Source organism: Roseobacter sp. TSBP12 (assembly GCF_009129705.1).
Lineage (GTDB): Bacteria > Pseudomonadota > Alphaproteobacteria > Rhodobacterales > Rhodobacteraceae > Celeribacter > Celeribacter baekdonensis_A.
Window position 1 is genome coordinate 103,955 of record NZ_PYIB01000001.1, and the last position, 15,846, is coordinate 119,800.

15 protein-coding genes are annotated in these 15,846 nt (G+C 58.8%); 5 read left to right on the forward strand and 10 right to left on the reverse strand.

The features are described from left to right. Window positions 1–381: 381 nt before the first annotated feature. The 10 genes from C8029_RS00485 to C8029_RS00530 all read right to left on the reverse strand — a co-directional run bounded on the left by C8029_RS00485 (window position 382) and on the right by C8029_RS00530 (window position 10,059). On the reverse strand, window positions 382–2,184 hold the full coding sequence (locus C8029_RS00485; RefSeq protein ID WP_353617577.1) for a 3-hydroxyacyl-CoA dehydrogenase NAD-binding domain-containing protein: 1,803 nt from the start codon (window positions 2,182–2,184) through the stop codon (window positions 382–384). Between the two features lie 5 nt (window positions 2,185–2,189). Then, window positions 2,190–2,465 carry an enoyl-CoA hydratase-related protein gene (locus C8029_RS22630; RefSeq protein ID WP_152002011.1) on the reverse strand — a complete coding sequence of 92 codons (276 nt, stop codon included), beginning with the start codon at window positions 2,463–2,465 and terminating at the stop codon, window positions 2,190–2,192. A 241-nt stretch (window positions 2,466–2,706) separates the two neighbouring features. After that, window positions 2,707–2,931, reverse strand: a complete 225-nt coding sequence (locus C8029_RS00495; protein WP_009573444.1) for a hypothetical protein — start codon at window positions 2,929–2,931, stop codon at window positions 2,707–2,709. Window positions 2,932–2,968: 37 nt separating this feature from the next. Then, window positions 2,969–3,160 (reverse strand): hypothetical protein, encoded by a 192-nt coding sequence (locus C8029_RS00500; RefSeq protein WP_009573442.1) that lies wholly within the window; start codon window positions 3,158–3,160, stop codon window positions 2,969–2,971. An 89-nt stretch (window positions 3,161–3,249) separates the two neighbouring features. Continuing rightward, the gene (locus C8029_RS00505) at window positions 3,250–3,585 is read right to left on the reverse strand and encodes a TraR/DksA family transcriptional regulator (protein ID WP_040402871.1); all 336 of its coding nucleotides are present in this window, start codon (window positions 3,583–3,585) and stop codon (window positions 3,250–3,252) included. 97 nt (window positions 3,586–3,682) lie between these two features. After that, the gene (locus tag C8029_RS00510) at window positions 3,683–4,813 is read right to left on the reverse strand and encodes a FliM/FliN family flagellar motor switch protein (RefSeq protein ID WP_009573439.1); all 1,131 of its coding nucleotides are present in this window, start codon (window positions 4,811–4,813) and stop codon (window positions 3,683–3,685) included. 122 nt (window positions 4,814–4,935) lie between these two features. Beyond that, window positions 4,936–7,647: an ATP-binding protein gene (locus C8029_RS00515; protein ID WP_152002013.1), complete on the reverse strand. Its 2,712-nt coding sequence runs from the start codon at window positions 7,645–7,647 to the stop codon at window positions 4,936–4,938. After that, a complete protein-coding gene (locus tag C8029_RS21905) occupies window positions 7,648–8,040 on the reverse strand; it encodes a hypothetical protein (RefSeq protein ID WP_193217551.1) in 393 nt (130 codons plus the stop codon). It abuts the gene before it with no gap. Next, a complete protein-coding gene (locus C8029_RS00525; protein ID WP_009573433.1) occupies window positions 8,033–8,428 on the reverse strand; it encodes a response regulator transcription factor in 396 nt (131 codons plus the stop codon). Before C8029_RS00525 ends, C8029_RS21905 begins: the two co-directional genes overlap by 8 nt. Window positions 8,429–8,706: 278 nt before the next feature. After that, window positions 8,707–10,059, reverse strand: a complete 1,353-nt coding sequence (locus tag C8029_RS00530; protein ID WP_009573431.1) for a helix-turn-helix domain-containing protein — start codon at window positions 10,057–10,059, stop codon at window positions 8,707–8,709. A gap of 296 nt (window positions 10,060–10,355) precedes the next feature. Here C8029_RS00530 and C8029_RS00535 point away from each other — a divergent pair, with 296 nt between their 5' ends. From C8029_RS00535 to C8029_RS00555, 5 genes are all read left to right on the forward strand, one after another. Further along, the gene (locus tag C8029_RS00535; RefSeq protein ID WP_009573429.1) at window positions 10,356–11,708 is read left to right on the forward strand and encodes a substrate-binding protein; all 1,353 of its coding nucleotides are present in this window, start codon (window positions 10,356–10,358) and stop codon (window positions 11,706–11,708) included. A gap of 174 nt (window positions 11,709–11,882) precedes the next feature. Beyond that, window positions 11,883–12,914: a branched-chain amino acid ABC transporter permease gene (locus tag C8029_RS00540; RefSeq protein ID WP_009573427.1), complete on the forward strand. Its 1,032-nt coding sequence runs from the start codon at window positions 11,883–11,885 to the stop codon at window positions 12,912–12,914. Between the two features lie 4 nt (window positions 12,915–12,918). Beyond that, window positions 12,919–14,148 carry a branched-chain amino acid ABC transporter permease gene (locus tag C8029_RS00545; protein WP_009573426.1) on the forward strand — a complete coding sequence of 410 codons (1,230 nt, stop codon included), beginning with the start codon at window positions 12,919–12,921 and terminating at the stop codon, window positions 14,146–14,148. Between the two features lie 2 nt (window positions 14,149–14,150). Next, a complete protein-coding gene (locus C8029_RS00550; protein WP_009573425.1) occupies window positions 14,151–14,912 on the forward strand; it encodes an ABC transporter ATP-binding protein in 762 nt (253 codons plus the stop codon). An 11-nt stretch (window positions 14,913–14,923) separates the two neighbouring features. Continuing rightward, a complete protein-coding gene (locus C8029_RS00555; RefSeq protein ID WP_009573424.1) occupies window positions 14,924–15,673 on the forward strand; it encodes an ABC transporter ATP-binding protein in 750 nt (249 codons plus the stop codon). Window positions 15,674–15,846 lie beyond the last annotated feature (173 nt).

The window sequence follows — 15,846 nt, forward strand, 5'->3', positions numbered from 1 at the left end:
ACGCCGTCAGGGCCAGTGTCCAGACGGGTGTTGCCAAATGCCTAACGGCGCGCTGATCCGGGCGATTTGAAAGAAAAAGAGGCGTCGCAGGAGAAACGCATCCCTGCGACGCCAGTAAAGTATTCTGCCCACGCACAAAAGGCAGGATACAGCGCGGACGATCGGAAGGAGAGTCCGCGGGAGGAATGCAGAGGCCCAACTGTCTGACTGCGGACGTGAACCTCTGCGCTCAAAAATGTGATAGGACAGCGGGATCGCGAAAACTTTGATCTGCATCAAGTGCGATTTTCGGCCCGATATTGACCTCGCGCAGATCGGCGCAAACACGATCACAGCGGCCCAAAAAACCATAAAATTCCCTAGAAAATAGACGTTCAAGTCTCAGATTCGGTTTAATTTTTCGAAACAAGCGCCATTTTTAAACAATGCGCGCCAGAGTGTCGCAGGCTCCCAAATGTCAGGCGCCGCCTTGGCAAAGGCCAAAAGCCGTTTTTCCGCCGCCACGATGCCCATCGCATCTGCCGATTCCATCGGCCCGCCGCGCCAGCGCGGATAGCCTTTCGCGATCATCATCACCACGTCAATGTCCAGCGGGCGGGACACCACGCCGCGCTCCAACAGCCGCGCACCGGCATTGGCTTCGGCCAAAATGAGCCGCTCGACAATATCCGTGTCGCTCAAGGCCAAGGCCGCGATGCCGCCGTCCGCTCTCAGTTCGGCCAAAAGCGCCTCTGCCGCGCTGTCATCCGGCCCTGCCCCGTCAACATAATCGTAAAACCCGGCTCCCTTGGCTTTGCCTGCGCGCCCTTTTCCGGCCAAATATTGTGCTACAGCCCCGGTCATGTAGCCCAGTCCAAGCGCGTCCATGGCCTCGCAGGGCCCGGCGGGAAAACCGTACTCCCGCATTGCCTGATCAATCTGTGCCGGACGCGCGCCCATCAGCAACAGCACATCGACGGCGGCCCATCCGGCCTCTTGCACCACATTGGCAATCAAACCATCCGTGGCCGACACCGTCACCGGGATTTTGCCGAGGCGGCACAAAAACGCATGGGCCGTCACCAAAGCCTTGGGAGACACATCATCGGAATGGGCCAATTCGACCACGCGGATCATCTGGGCCGGGGCAAAGAAATGCAGACCCAAAAACCGTTCGGGATGGGCCAAATCACGGGCCATCTCGTCAAACCCGCGATCCGCGACCGTGGCCAAAACCACCTCTTCGGGTAAAAATTCTTCGACCCGTGCCAAAAGACTCCCGCGCGCCGCCGCATTGCCTTGGGTCGCTTCGATCACCAGATCGGCGGCGGCAAGGCTATCGACGCGGGCGCTGGTGGTGAAGGCGGCCACTCTGGCATCGCGCAGATCGGGGCTGATCTGGCCCTGTTGCGCGGCGCGGGTGTAGGCGGCTTCAATCCGGTTTTGAACAACAACCAATTGATCGGCACCATTGCCCAAAAGACGAACATGAAACCCATGATCCAGCGCCGCAACGGCAATCCCAAGCGCCAATGTGCCGGTGCCGACAATCCCAAGGGTGATGACCTCGGCAGGCTCAACGCCGTCCACCCCGGTCAGTCGCGCCGCCTGTCTTTCGGCCGCATAAGCGTGTCGGAGGGCCTTGGATTGCGCCGAGGCAAAACAGTCCTCGCGCGCCGTCTGTTCGCGCCAGACACCCGCGTCAAAGGGCATCATCAATGCCGCCTCGACGCAGTCGATGATATGTTTTGGCGCCTCAATGCGTGCCCCGCGAATTTCCATCCGTCGCGCCGCGACCTCCGACATGTAGCGCGCGCCATCGGCCAGACCACGGGTGGTATCGCGGCTGGGACGTGGCCCCTTTTTGCTCTCAATCAAGTGGCGGGCAAAGGCCAAAGCTTCATCACCAACCTTTTTTTGCACCAATTGATCGATGAGGCCGAGTTTTTGCGCTTGGGCACCATCTATCGGGCGGCCCGGCAGCAGCAGCGCAAGCGCTGCATCCGCGCCGATCAATCGGGGCAAACGCTGGGTCACCCCGCCGCCAGGGACAAGGCCAAAGGACACCTCGGGCGCGCCCAATCGCGCCGCCCGTCCCATTACCCGGTAATGCGCCGCCAAAGCCAAGGCCAATCCGGCCTCAAGCGTCGCGCCATGAAGGGCGGCCACCACCGGTTTGCCACAGGCCTCGATCCGGTCACACAGGGTGTTTAACGTCGGCGCAGCTCGGTGAGCGACAGAGCGTCAGGGGCATAGCCGGTACAAAAAGACGCGCCTTCGCCCGCGACAACAATGGCGCGCACACCGGAGTCATTGTCCGCGTCCTCGATGGCTTTGAACAGCGCCAGGCGCAATGCATCGGTGAGGGTGTTGACGGGCGGGCGCGACAGGCGCAGCACGGCCAGCGCGCCTTCGCGACTGGACTGTACCAAATCTTGCTCAGGGGTTTCGCCCTGTGCCGCTGTCACATTTTGCCCCACTCGCATCACACGCCCCCTTACGCCTCACATCGAACGCCCAAAGCCGCCAAGTCCTGCGAAAGAAACGGCGACAAAAGCCCCTGTTTAACCCCTGCGGATCATTTATCCACAGCTTATCCACAGTTTGGGATCATAATGGCGGAGAGCGGGGTGAGAAAGCAAGAACCCTTTTGTTTCGGGCTCTTGCGGGGCATGACGCGGGTCACGGTGGAGGCTGTTCCTGCGCGCGCCGGCCTGCGCACAGGCTTTAGATGTCTGCGGTTTCGTCACGCGTGGGATAAAAATCGTCGGCAGAGCTGTCCTCAAGCTCGGCCTCCAACCGCACCAAATCGTCGGGCAAAGGCAGGCCAAGCGCCGACAGTTCCGAAAGCGTTTCACGCAACCGCTCCTGCAGCACATGACGATCCTCAGGCTGGGCCGAAATTTCGTTCAAAATCATATAGGCTTGGGCTTTGAGGGCTTCGAATGCCATCGGCGTGTCCTTTCTCGACAGGGCGAACCCCGATCTCTTAGACCGGCAAATTGTCCCATATATCGTCATCGTCCTCAGCACTCACCTCCGTGCGCGCGTAGACTGTCGCGGCAGGCTCGGAAAAGGATTTATGCAACTTGTCTTTCAACACGGCTGCGGTGTCTTCGTCTTTGACCAGATCGTCCACGATACGATCAATTTCGGTGTCATATTTTGGTGAATTGGGCATAGGCTGTCCTCCTCATATAGGCGTGCTTGTAGGCGTGTTTGCTAAAATTCACACCTCGCGCCCTCCTCAGGCACGCGCGATGCGGCGGATCATTTGTGTTCGGCGTTGCGTGCGGCGCAGTCTTTACACACTGGTGTATAGGGTAGCACATCCAAACGTTTTGCGCTGATTTCTTCGCCGCAGGCGGCGCAAAATCCGTATTCCCCGGCAGAAATGCGCTGAAGTGCCGCTTCTATCATCGCCAGTTCGAGTTTTCCCGCCACCCCCATGCCCTCAAGCACCTCATCGCTCTCGCGTTCGGTGGCCAGTTCGGCCCAGTCTTTTGACTGATGCGCGTCCAGTTCGGTTTCGATGTTGCGCAGTCTCAGCGTCAATTCCGCTTTGCGTTGCTGCAATTGTGTTTGTCTTTGAACAAGGTCTAGCATGAACATTCCTCCTTGGAAAAACAGCATCCGCTCAAACCGCATCCCCTGCATTGATGTACATCAACAGAATATTAAAGCGTGACGCTTTGGCTATGCCCTATTCAAGCGATGGGAGATCTCCCATCGCCGGGAAATGCCCCAAATCAGGCAGATCACCCATATCTCCTCCCATATCCCCCAAGGCCGGAAACGCCCCAAGGGGAGGCAGATCGCCCATATCTCCCATGGCGGGATAATCCCCCATCGGGGGCACATCACCCATCCCATTTGAGAGTGCCGGAACAGCAGAGCTCCCCGAGGGCGCCCCCATATCGCCAAACCCGCCCTCGTCCGGTCCATAAGAGGCATCCAAAGGATCGTCATCCCCGGTCATAAAGATCAGGCGCACGGCGCGTTTGCCATTGATCTGGCCCAATTGCGCCCGGCTGACGAGGCGATCATCGGCACGCAATTCCACCTTGGACACCGCAGAGCGCGGGATCGACAAGACCATCCCCACCTCAAGCGACATCACATCGGCCAAGGGCAGGCGAATGCGGTGCAAAACCGTGTCAAGCCGGGCTTCCGATGTCATGACAACCGCCTGAAAATCACGGCCAAAATTGTTGGGCGCGCCGGGGACGGGTTTGGGCGTGGCGCGGGCATAGGGAAAAACCAACAGGATTTCGCCCTCGCGCACACCGCGCCCAAGCGATACGGAGATGCGGTACACCCGGTACGGCACATCCTCGAAAGCAATCGAAATGGACCGCGCCTCGCGCAATTGCGCGGCGACACGAAAACCCTCGACATGGGGCGGGTCAGCGACCTCGGCCACGTTGGTTTCGAACAGAGACAGAATATGATCGGTGATTTCCGTACACATCACCGCATCCGTTGCGGTGGGGGCGCGCTCTTCGGGCGGCAGTTTCAACACCTTGCCTGTGGTTTGCTGTTCGACCACGGCGGAAACCACATTGCGATCAAACACCGCCAAACCATAGGCGTTGTCCGGCCCCTCCAGGAGCGACAAAAGCGCATCGTCGGGCAATTGCTCCGGCAGGCGCAAAATCGAACTGCGCTCCTCGGCCACATGTGTCACCTGCATCACCAGACCGATCGAATCCTCCGCAGCCTTCGCCGCAGCAAGGCGCAGCGCCTTTGCGGGCGACATCGGTTGAACGTCCGGCGGCGGGCGGCCAACGCCCGCTTTGCGGCGCATCGCGGAAATGATGTCTGCGTCAGACATGGTGGTGCATCAAATGTCCCGGTTTCAATCCGCATCAGTTGTGCATGGGCACGGTAAACAAAGGGTTTATTCCGTTAATCTTTTCGCCCCAAATCGCGTTTTCACCCCGCGGAGGGCAGATTTCACCCCGAGGGTCGCCCTGACCGTGCCCGCACGCGCGCCAGGTCAAGCCGAAATGCCGCCCCGCCCTGCCCCGGCAGATAGGAAATCGTGCCGCCCAGATTGACCATGATTTCACGGCAAATCGCCAATCCAAGCCCCGCTCCACCCGCTTTTGCGTGATCGGTCAGGCGCGAAAATTTCTCAAAAATCACCGCCTGTTTGTCCTTGGCAATGCCCGAACCATTGTCGATGAAATCAATCTGAATCGCGTCATCTCCGATCCTGCGGGCGTAGATTTTCAACTCCGGCTGAGGCGCATCACAGTACTTGCGGGCATTGGTGATCAGGTTGATAAACACCTGCGCCAACCGGTCCGGGTCGGTTTCAATCGCGATATGTTCGGACAGGACCTGCCGCCGAATGGTGATCGCGCCCGCCGCCCCGCCGGAACTGGCCTGAACCGCGCGTTCGATCACGTCATGCAAATTGGTGCGGGTCCAGTTGAGCGTCACCGAGCCGTTTTCCAACACCGAGAGGTCCAAAAGATCGTCCAAAAGCCGGGTCAGCCGCTGGGCCTCGTCATGGATGATGCCGGAGAACCGTGTCAGGCTTTCGCCATCCATCTCACCCGTCTGCCCGGCCTCGCGCAGGATTTCGGAAAAGGCCCGGATCGAGGTCATCGGCGTGCGCAATTCATGCGAGATTTGTGACAGAAACGCATCCTTTTGGATCGACAAGGCGGTCAGTTTGGCATTGGCCTCGCGCAATTGCCGCGCGGTGCGGGCAAGCTCTTCGGATTTATGCTCAAGCTGGGTCGAATATTCCAACATCTGTGCGGTTTCATCGGCCACGGCCATCAAATCCTCGACCGAAACCAACACGCCACCGGCGATTTGTCCCAACATCGCATGGGCCGTCGCCGCCCCCACCGACCCCGCCAATTCACGTTCCAGACGTTCGATAAATTCCGATGTGGCATCCGGTAGATAGCCCTGTTTGCCCTGCGCCTCCGCTTCGGCTTGAAACAGGTTTTGCGCCTCCGCTGGCCCCAAAATCCTCTGCGCCATGACCAAAAGGTCTTCGGCCTCGGCAAAACCATGCGACCAGCCGCGCGTCGATCCGGTGTGTTCGAACACGCTGACAAATTGCGCCCCCTGAAGCCGTTCAACGGGGCGCGGAAAGGACATCAAAGAACCCAAGATAAACACCAATGTGTTGAGCGCGATGGACCAGACCACGGCATGCACCACCGGATCGACGCCTTCGACGCCAAACAACGCCTGGGGCCGCAACAGGGCGATGCCAAAGGGACCATTGTCGAGAAATGTCTGCGTATATCCCGCCGCCGCGCCAAAGGAGGGCAAGAACATCGAATAGGCCCAGATGCAAAAGCCCAGCACAACCCCGGCGATGGCCCCGACCCGCGTGGCTCCGCGCCAGAATATCCCGCCCAACAGCGCCGGTAGCACCTGTGCGACGCCGGAAAACGAAATCATGCCGATGGAGGCCAAGGCCTCTGAGCCGCCGGAAAAATGGAAATAGAGATAGCCCAGAGCCAAGACGCCAAAAATCGACAGGCGGCGGGCAGACAGCACGACACTGCGCACATCGCCCGACATGGTGGCGCCGCCCGTACGCGAACTCAGCCAGATCGGCATGACGATGTGGTTGGACACCATGGTGGAGAGCGCAATCGAGGCGACGATGACCATCGACGTGGCCGAAGAAAACCCGCCCAAAAACGACAGGGTCGCGAGGACGCGTTGATCATAATGTAGCGGCAAAGTCAGGACGAACATGTCCGGGTTTGACCCACTGGGCAACACATCCAGCCCGACAACGGCGATGGGGATGACAAACAATGACATGCCAAACAGGTAGAGCGGAAAGGCCCAACCTGCCGTAAACAAATGATTTTCGTCGACGTTCTCAACCACGATGACCTGAAACATCCGCGGCAGGGTGATCAGCGCCGCGCCCGACAACAGCGTCAGTGTGATCCAGCGCGTGCCGTGAATGGAATGCTGGGCGACAGGTGAGGCATCAAGGCGTGTCATCATATCGCCCATCCCATCGGACAGGCCCCAGACGACGAACATGCCGACCCCCACAAGCGCGACGAATTTGACCACCGCCTCCAAGGCAATCGCGGTCACAACCCCGTGGTGGCGCTCATTGGCATCGAGATTGCGCGTGCCAAAGAGAATGGTGAACAACGCCAATCCAGCGGCGACCCAAAGCGCGGTTTTGTCCAGATCGGGCACCACCATGCCGGAGGGATCATTGAGGCCAAAGACTGCGAAAGACAGCGCCACGGATTGCAATTGCAGCGCAATATAGGGCGTGGTGCCAATCACCGCCAAAAGCGTCACCAAAACCCCCAAAGTGGTCGATTTGCCGTAGCGCGAAGAGATCAAATCGGCAACCGAGGTGATCCGCTGGGTCCGGCCAATGCGCACCAGTTTGCGTAAAATCCACCACCAGCCGATCATCACCAAGGACGGTCCAAGATAGATCGTCAGATACTCAAGGCCCGAGCGCGCGGCATAGCCGACCGCGCCGTAAAACGTCCATGCGGTACAGTATATAGAGAGTGAGAGCGTGTAGACCCAAGGCGAGCGCAGCCAGCCCAGCCGTCCGGCCTCTGCCCGCTTTTCCGCCCAAAACGCCACCACGAACAGGAATGTGGCATAGCTCAGACAGGCCAGAACAAGGATGTTGAAATGGAACATTCAGCGGCGGTCCCCGGTCCGGTCTTCGGTCTGGTTTTCGGCCCGATTTTCGGCAGCGTGATCCTCGCTCCAACCTTCGGAGGCTGGCAGATCGCCCAACGCGCCCTCAGATCGGCTTTGCGAGGTCAAAAGCTCTTCGGTGCGCGCCGCGCCATGGGCCAGTAAAAACGCCAACCACCCGGCCGCCAAAATCCCAAGCGCCCAGACCACAAACACATGCACGAAAGACCGTGATCCCGCGCCCAGGGGTTGATCCGTACCCTCCCCACCCCACAAAAGTGGCAAAAGCCAGAGGCAAAGCAGCAAAAAGGGCAGGAGCCGTTGCGCATCAATCAAGCGCCTGCGCCGATAAGACGCGCGCGCCAGATAGACCGGGGAACGCCCCTCAGCCATCGCTGTGCGCCTGCGCCCGATCCGGCCCGGCCAAGCTGCGCACGGCCTCTAACATTTCGGAATTGGAGAAGGGTTTGGTCATGAAATGCGACACGCCCGCCGCTTCGGCCATATCGCGGTCTTTTTTCTGACCTCGCGCGGTCAGCATCAAAATCGGCCGTGCCGCATGCTCTGCCATGCCGCGCAGATCGCGCAGGATGTCAAAACCGGATTTGTTCGGCAACATCACGTCCAAAATCACAATATCCGGCCGTTTGGCCGCCACCGCTGCCACCGCCGTCGCCCCGTCCGAATGCGTTTCCACGGTCCAGCCGTCCCGCGACAGAATAAACCGGATCGCTTCAATTATGTTTGGTTCGTCTTCGATCAGCAACACACGCTTGCCCATCTGACAGACCCTCTCTCCCAAAGGCGTTTTTTCCAATCCCTCATCCGAAGATACCGAAAAATCGCATACATCCGCGCGCACCCGTTCCATGGCCGGTGCATTTTGAATCCAGCCTCCTCCCAAAGATAGAATTCAGAACGCGTTAACTGTCTCATCTTATGGCGTTTCAAAGTACTCATGTCAAAACTTCTCACGCCTGACGGGGATTTCTCCAACGTCATGCCTCCGGCAAAAATGGCCGGTAACCGCCCACCCGCCATGCGTCTTATGGCGCGCTCCTACCCCTCTTCCACATCCTCCAAGACCATCGACGGTTCGCGGCGGGCGACGCAATTCTTTCGGGCGCAGACGCGGCAGCTTGTGCCGACGCCCAGCACTTCGGCATCGCGCGGCACATGGCCCAGACCGTCGAGCCGGTCGAGCGGCAAAAACAGCATCGTCACCTCCACCACCTCAGGGGCGTCGAAACTTTTGGGCGGGCGCGGCTGACAGATCGCATAGGCCAGATAGCGCCGCGCCGGTTGGCCCTGTTGTTCGACCACACGCCGGATCGGCACCATCGGTCTGAGCAAGGCCTGATACAGCGGCCAGAGCGCGCAGGCGGCACCAAAGCGCGGCGGAGCAAAACCGTCGAGCGGCTTGCGAAAGGTCAGCGCGCCGGAGCCATCACAGATCACAAGGCCCATCGGCGGACGGCCTTCTTTCGGAGGCAAGGCGGCCAGACGGCGCATCGCAGCCGCCAGATCCACACCAGCTTCCTGCGCCAAAGCCGCCGGGTCGGGCCCATGGGCGGCGATCACGTCCTCGACCAAGGACACCGGCATTTTTTCCGCCTCGGCCCGCGCCCGCAACACCCATTTGCGCGCCAAACTTTGTGCGGCGGGCGAACGCAGCCCCTCATCTCCGACCAAATCCGGCATCATCCCGCACTCAAGCTCGGGGATGGTAAAGTCGCGCTGCGCCAACCACGCTTCGACCTCATCCAAGGGCGCGGACAGCGTGTCCTCGGATTTGCCCACCGTATCAAGATAACTCACCAACGCCTGCGAGCCGTCGGCCAGACGTTGACTGTCCTCATAAAGGTTGCGGTGAAACCGGGCCTGCCAGTCGCGGTCAATGTCGCCTGCGTTGTTCAAAATTCCCGCCGTCGAACGGATCGCGGTCACGGTCGAAAGGACTTCGTGCAGACTGTCAGAAAGGAACGGGTCATGGGCCAAACGATCGTTGAGCGCTTCTACTCTACGTTCAAGCGCGGTGATCCGATCACGCTGCGCCACCACCAAAGCGGCCCAGCCCGGAAAACGTCCGGCAAATTCTTCGGCCCGCGCGGTTTCCGGGTCTGTTGTGCCTTTGGCCCCGCCACGACGCGGCCCCGGCGCAGCGTTGCTGGCCGCGTCTTGCAGCCCTTCCATCAAAGGCACCTGCGCGCCTTCGGTCAGCGCGGAGGGTTCAACCCCCAAGGCGCGCGCCAGATCGACCAGTAATTTCCCGCCGATTCTGCGGCGATTGTGTTCGATCAAATTCAAATAAGACGGCGAAATGCCCACATCTCGGGCCAAATCAGCCTGTTTGAGCCCCTCCAAAGAGCGCCGTTCACGGATTCGTGTGCCTGTCAGGGCGGATCTGGGCATCGTCTTTCCTCAGTTGCAACATCGAAACGCGAATGATTTCAGGCTCTTTCTGCAGACGCGAAGCGACTTGCGCTGCACCTGCGCGAAAATAGATTTACACTGCATACCATCGCATTGTGTATTTATTAACAAAAAAATCCTTAACTATAAAGCACTTGTTGATGAATTTTCTTCACACACCCAGTATTACCCCATCTCGTTTACAAATCCGACATTTCGGAGACGGGATCTGCGCGCCGCCTGGACTTCGGGGAGGAAGTCCGGGCGAGCCTGACAAATTCTAGGGAGGAATATACATGTCCAAAACCGATCTGACACGGCGCGTTTCGCGTCGCGGCGTGATCAAAACCGGGGCCATTGCTGGCGCTGGTCTCGCGCTGCCGACGATCTTTACCTCGGGCGCTCGCGCCTTTACCAACGAACCGATGGGCGGCACGGTCACCCTCGGCTTTAACGTGCCTCAATCAGGTGCCTATGCCGATGAGGGCGCGGATGAGTTGCGCGCCTATCAACTGGCGGTCGAGCATCTGAACGGCGAAGGCGACGGCGGCATGCTGAACACCTTCAGCTCCAAGGTTCTTGAAGGCAACGGCATCCTTGGCAAGAAGGTTGGTTTTGTCACCGGCGACACCCAAACCAAATCGGATGCGGCCCGCGCCTCCGCCAAATCCATGATCGAAAAAGACGGTGCGGTGATGATCACCGGCGGCTCGTCTTCGGGCGTGGCCGTGGCTGTTCAGGGCCTGTGCCAGGAAGCGGGCGTGATCTTCATGGCCGGTCTGACCCATTCCAACGACACCACGGGCAAAGACAAAAAAGCCAACGGGTTCCGTCACTTCTTTAACGCCTATATGTCCGGTGCGGCACTCGCTCCGGTGTTGGCCGCCCGCTATGGTGCGGATCGCAAGGCCTATCACCTGACGGCGGATTACACTTGGGGCTGGACTCAGGAGGAATCCATTGCCGCCGCCACTGAGGCGCTTGGCTGGGAAACCGTGAACAAGGTACGCACACCGCTTGGCGCAGGCGATTTCTCCTCCTACATCACCCCGGTTCTGCAAACGGACGCGGATGTGCTGATCCTGAACCACTACGGCGGGGACATGGTCAATTCGCTGACCAACGCGGTGCAATTCGGTCTGCGCGACAAGATGGTCAATGGCAAGCAATTCGAAATCGTTGTGCCACTGTTCTCGCGTCTGATGGCGCGCGGTGCGGGCGAAAACATCAAGGGCATCCTTGGCTCCACCAACTGGCACTGGTCGCTGAGCGATGAAGGCTCGCAAGCCTTTGTGAAATCCTTCGGCACCAAATACGGCTTCCCGCCGTCGCAGGCCGCACACACCTGTTATGTGCAGACCCTGCTTTATGCCGATGCCGTGGCCCGCGCCGGATCGTTCAACCCCTGCGCCGTTGTCGAAGCGCTTGAAGGCTTTGAATTTGACGGTTTGGGCAATGGTCCGACTCTCTATCGCGCCGAAGATCACCAGTGTTTCAAAGACGTTTTGGTGGTGCGCGGGAAAGAGAACCCAACCTCCGAATTCGACCTTCTCGAAGTTGTCGAAATCACTCCGGCGGCTCAGGTCACCTACCCGGTCGATCACCCGATGTTCGCAGGCGGCGCATTGGGCGACTGTAACGCGGGCTGATCGCGCCCTGAAAAGAGGGGCTGAACCGCAACAGCGGCGGTCCCTCGCCACTTCCAAAACCAAATGGGCCGGACCGCACATGCGGCTCCGGCCTCCCCTCCCCCCGGCCCGAACCTGGCGCCGGGACAGGTGGACTTTGGTCAACCGACACGCTCAACCCAACAGGTGGGGACCATGGAGACAATCCTTCTGCAATTGCTCAACGGGCTCGATAAAGGCTCGGCCTATGCGTTGATCGCGCTTGGGCTTACATTGATTTTCGGCACGCTGGGCGTGGTCAATTTTGCCCATGGCGCGATTTTCATGATTGGGGCATTTTGCGCGGTGACCTTGTCGCGCATCTTCTCGCTTTCGTTTGAAACCGTCGATCCGAGCAAACTCGATTTCCTCGGCAACCCGGCCAAAATCAAAACCCCCTATGTCGAGGCGTGGTTTGGCGCAGACGCGGGCGCATGGATGATCGACTGGGCGGTGCCTTTGGCGATCCTGTTCTCCATCCCGATCATGATCGCGGTGGGATGGGCCATGGAACGCGGCTTGATCAAGCATTTTTACAAACGCCCCCACGCCGATCAGATTCTTGTGACCTTCGGCCTCGCCATCGTGCTGCAAGAGATCATCAAATATTTCTACGGTGCCAACCCGATCTCCACCCCGGCCCCCGACGCATTCAGAGGCTCGTTCGATTTTGGCGCCGCTCTGGGCTTTGATCCGAATGTGATCATCTACCCCTACTGGCGTTTGATCTATTTTGGCTTTGCCGCTGTGGTCATCGGGGCTGTGTTTTCCTTCCTGCGCTTTACCACCTTCGGGATGGTCGTGCGCGCGGGCATGGCGGACCGGGAAACCGTGGGTCTTTTGGGCATCAACATCGACCGCAAATTCACCATCATGTTCGGCCTCGCCGCCGCCGTCGCGGGCATGGCGGGCGTGATGTACGCGCCAATCCTGTCACCGAACTATCACATGGGCATGGACTTTTTGGTGCTGTCCTTCGTGGTCGTGGTGGTCGGCGGCATGGGCTCGCTGCCCGGCGCGGTCGCCGCAGGCTTTCTCTTGGGCATCTTGGAGAGCTTCTCTTCGATGAACGAAATCAAATCAATCATCCCCGGCATCGACCAGATCATTATCTATGTCGTCGCCATCATCATCCTGTTGACCCGTCCACGCGGCTTGATGGGCAAAAAAGGCGTGATGGAGGACTAATGCCATGTTCGGACTGAATAAAAAAGACACCACCTTTCTGTTGATCGTCATCGGGTTGACCCTGTTCACACCGATCCTCATGCAACCGTTTGCCGAGGGCTCGGGGCTGGCGCAATTCAACGGCGGCTATCCCGACCTGATGCAAAAGGTCGCCATTTTCGGCATCTTTGCGGTCGGGTTCAACATCCTCTTTGGTCTCACCGGATACCTGTCCTTTGGCCATGCCGCCTTTCTTGGCATCGGCTCCTACTCCGCCGTCTGGATGTTCAAACTGCTGACGATGAACGTCATCCCCGGCATCCTTTTGGCCATGGTGGTCTCCGGCCTCTTTGCCGCCGCCATCGGCTACGTGTCCCTGCGGCGCTCGGGGATTTACTTCTCGATCCTGACATTGGCCTTCGCGCAGATGTGCTACAAAATGGCCTATTCCGTGCTGACCCCTCTGACCAATGGCGAAACCGGCCTGCAATTGGCGCTGGATGATCCGCGGATTTTGGACAAGGCAATCGAAGGCTCGTCCCTGCCCGTCACCAATATCTTCGGCCTGCCGATGAACAGCAGCTATAAGCTTGACGTCATGAACCATGTGTTCACCTTCAGCGTTGGCTTTTACTTTTGTGCCGTCATCGCGATCCTGGCCTTTTACGTCGCCATCCGCCTGTTCCGTTCGCCCTTTGGCATGATGCTGCGCGCGGTGAAATCGAACCAACACCGGATGAATTACACCGGGCTTGACCCAAAACCCTACACTCTGGCGGCCTTCGTGATCTCCGGCATGTATGCGGGTCTTGCGGGCGGGCTTTTGGCGGCGATGGACCCTTTGGCCGGCGCGGATCGGATGCTTTGGACCGCCTCGGGCGAGGTTGTGATCATGACCATCTTGGGCGGGGCTGGCACCTTGATGGGTCCGGTTTTGGGCGCGGGTGTGATCAAGTATCTTGAAAACATCTTTTCCAAAATCAACGAGAGCGTACTGCACAGCTGGTTCCATTGGTTGCCAGATGGGATCGAAGATCTTGTCGTCTGGGTCTTTGCCCGCTTCACCGGCGAGGGCTGGCACCTCACCCTTGGTGTGACCTTCATGTTGGTTGTGACCTTCCTGCCGGGTGGTTTGATCGAAGGCCTGAAACGCATTCGGGATCGGGTCAAGAACGGTAAAAAGAAACGCGACAAATACGATGATCCCGACCCGGACCATCACCCCGCCCCCACAAAACGCGTTGCAGGAGAATGAACATGGGAATTCTTGAAGTCAAAGGCGTGGGCAAACGGTTCGGCGGTCTGCAAGCTCTGGGTAATGTCAATCTGTCGATCCACGAGAACACCGTCCACGCCATCATCGGCCCCAATGGCGCGGGCAAATCCACGCTCCTGAACTGCCTGGTCGGGAAACTCATGCCCGACACCGGATCTGTGATGTTCGATGGCCAATCGGTCTTGGGGCGCAAACCCCATGAAATCAACCAAATGGGCATCTCCCGCGTGTTCCAAACCCCTGAGATTTTTGGCGATCTCACGGTGATGGAAAACATGATGATCCCGTGTTTTGCCAAACGCGATGGGGCCTTTCGGATGCATGCGTTTGAAAGCATCGCCCAAGAGAGGGATTTGATCGCCAAGGCCGAAAAGATGCTCTCAGATGTCGGTATGTTGGAAAAACGCGAGATGGTGGCATCCTCCATGTCGCGCGGCGACAAACGCCGACTTGAGATTGCGATGTGTCTGGTGCAGGAGCCGAAATTGTTGCTGTTGGACGAACCGACAGCGGGCATGGCGCGCGCCGACACCAACAACACCATCGAGCTTTTGAAACAAATCAAAGCCGAACGCGACATCACCATCGCCATCATTGAGCACGATATGCATGTGGTGTTTTCGCTCGCCGACCGGATCACGGTTTTGGCCCAAGGCACCCCCTTGGTCGAAGACACGCCGGACAACATCAAAGGTCACCCAAAGGTCAAAGAGGCCTATTTGGGTGAGACGCAACAGGTTTAAAGGGCGGCATCATGACACAAGAGTTCAATCCAAACGCCAATCATGCCGAAACCGCACCTGCGTTCTTTTCCGCATGGGATATTCACGCCTATTACGGTGAAAGCTACATCGTCCAAGGCGTGTCTTTTAACATCCACGAGGGCGAGATTCTGGCCCTCTTGGGCCGCAATGGCGCGGGCAAAACATCGACCCTGCGCGCGCTGGCACGTCTCGACAGCCCGCAAGTCACCCATGGCGAAATCTGGCTCGACCACGAACGCCTGCACGACAAAACCTCCTATGAGGCGGCGGTGCGCGGCATCTCTTTGGTCCCCGAAGATCGCCGGATCATCCCCGGCCTGACCGTCGAGGAAAACCTGCAACTGGCGCAGATTGTAGAACCCGTGGGCTGGTCTCTGGATCGACTGTATGAGTTGTTCCCGCGTCTGCGCGAACGGCGCAAACAAGAGGGCATCACCCTGTCGGGCGGCGAACAACAAATGCTCGCCATCGCCCGCGCTTTGGCCCGCGACATCAAGGTGTTGTTGCTCGATGAGCCTTACGAAGGCCTCGCCCCTGTCATCGTGGATGAGATTGAAAAGACGCTCAAAATCATCAAGGCGCAGGGCATCACCACCGTTCTGGTCGAACAAAACGCCGTGCGCGCGCTCAATTTGGCCGACCGCGCCGTCATTCTTGATACCGGTCGAGTGGTTTATGATGGTAGTGCTAAAGAAGTACTTGAGAACGAAGCGCTAAGAACCGAATATCTGGCCATCTGAACCTGCCCCGCCTTGACCTCCCGCGTCTCGGAAAGGGGCTGCCTGCGCCGGACGCCCCGGCGCGGGCCAAATGCACTCTCGGGAGGAGGCACTATGACGAACCCCATCTACCCGCCAAGCGACGATTTCGCCGCCAATGCTCTGATCTCTAAAGAAAAATACACCGACATGTA

What these genes read in the sequence shown, in the direction of transcription:
- C8029_RS00550 (WP_009573425.1), top strand. Translation starts at nt 14,151, where the DNA reads ATGGGAATTCTTGAAGTCAAAGGCGTGGGCAAACGGTTCGGCGGTCTG.
- C8029_RS00535 (WP_009573429.1), top strand. Translation starts at nt 10,356, where the DNA reads ATGTCCAAAACCGATCTGACACGGCGCGTTTCGCGTCGCGGCGTGATC.
- C8029_RS22630 (WP_152002011.1), bottom strand. Translation starts at nt 2,465, where the DNA reads ATGCGAGTGGGGCAAAATGTGACAGCGGCACAGGGCGAAACCCCTGAG.
- C8029_RS00495 (WP_009573444.1), bottom strand. Translation starts at nt 2,931, where the DNA reads ATGGCATTCGAAGCCCTCAAAGCCCAAGCCTATATGATTTTGAACGAA.
- C8029_RS00515 (WP_152002013.1), bottom strand. Translation starts at nt 7,647, where the DNA reads ATGTTCCATTTCAACATCCTTGTTCTGGCCTGTCTGAGCTATGCCACA.
- C8029_RS00545 (WP_009573426.1), top strand. Translation starts at nt 12,919, where the DNA reads ATGTTCGGACTGAATAAAAAAGACACCACCTTTCTGTTGATCGTCATC.
- C8029_RS00525 (WP_009573433.1), bottom strand. Translation starts at nt 8,428, where the DNA reads ATGGGCAAGCGTGTGTTGCTGATCGAAGACGAACCAAACATAATTGAA.
- C8029_RS00505 (WP_040402871.1), bottom strand. Translation starts at nt 3,585, where the DNA reads ATGCTAGACCTTGTTCAAAGACAAACACAATTGCAGCAACGCAAAGCG.
- C8029_RS00555 (WP_009573424.1), top strand. Translation starts at nt 14,924, where the DNA reads ATGACACAAGAGTTCAATCCAAACGCCAATCATGCCGAAACCGCACCT.
- C8029_RS00510 (WP_009573439.1), bottom strand. Translation starts at nt 4,813, where the DNA reads ATGTCTGACGCAGACATCATTTCCGCGATGCGCCGCAAAGCGGGCGTT.
- C8029_RS21905 (WP_193217551.1), bottom strand. Translation starts at nt 8,040, where the DNA reads ATGGCTGAGGGGCGTTCCCCGGTCTATCTGGCGCGCGCGTCTTATCGG.
- C8029_RS00530 (WP_009573431.1), bottom strand. Translation starts at nt 10,059, where the DNA reads ATGCCCAGATCCGCCCTGACAGGCACACGAATCCGTGAACGGCGCTCT.
- C8029_RS00500 (WP_009573442.1), bottom strand. Translation starts at nt 3,160, where the DNA reads ATGCCCAATTCACCAAAATATGACACCGAAATTGATCGTATCGTGGAC.
- C8029_RS00540 (WP_009573427.1), top strand. Translation starts at nt 11,883, where the DNA reads ATGGAGACAATCCTTCTGCAATTGCTCAACGGGCTCGATAAAGGCTCG.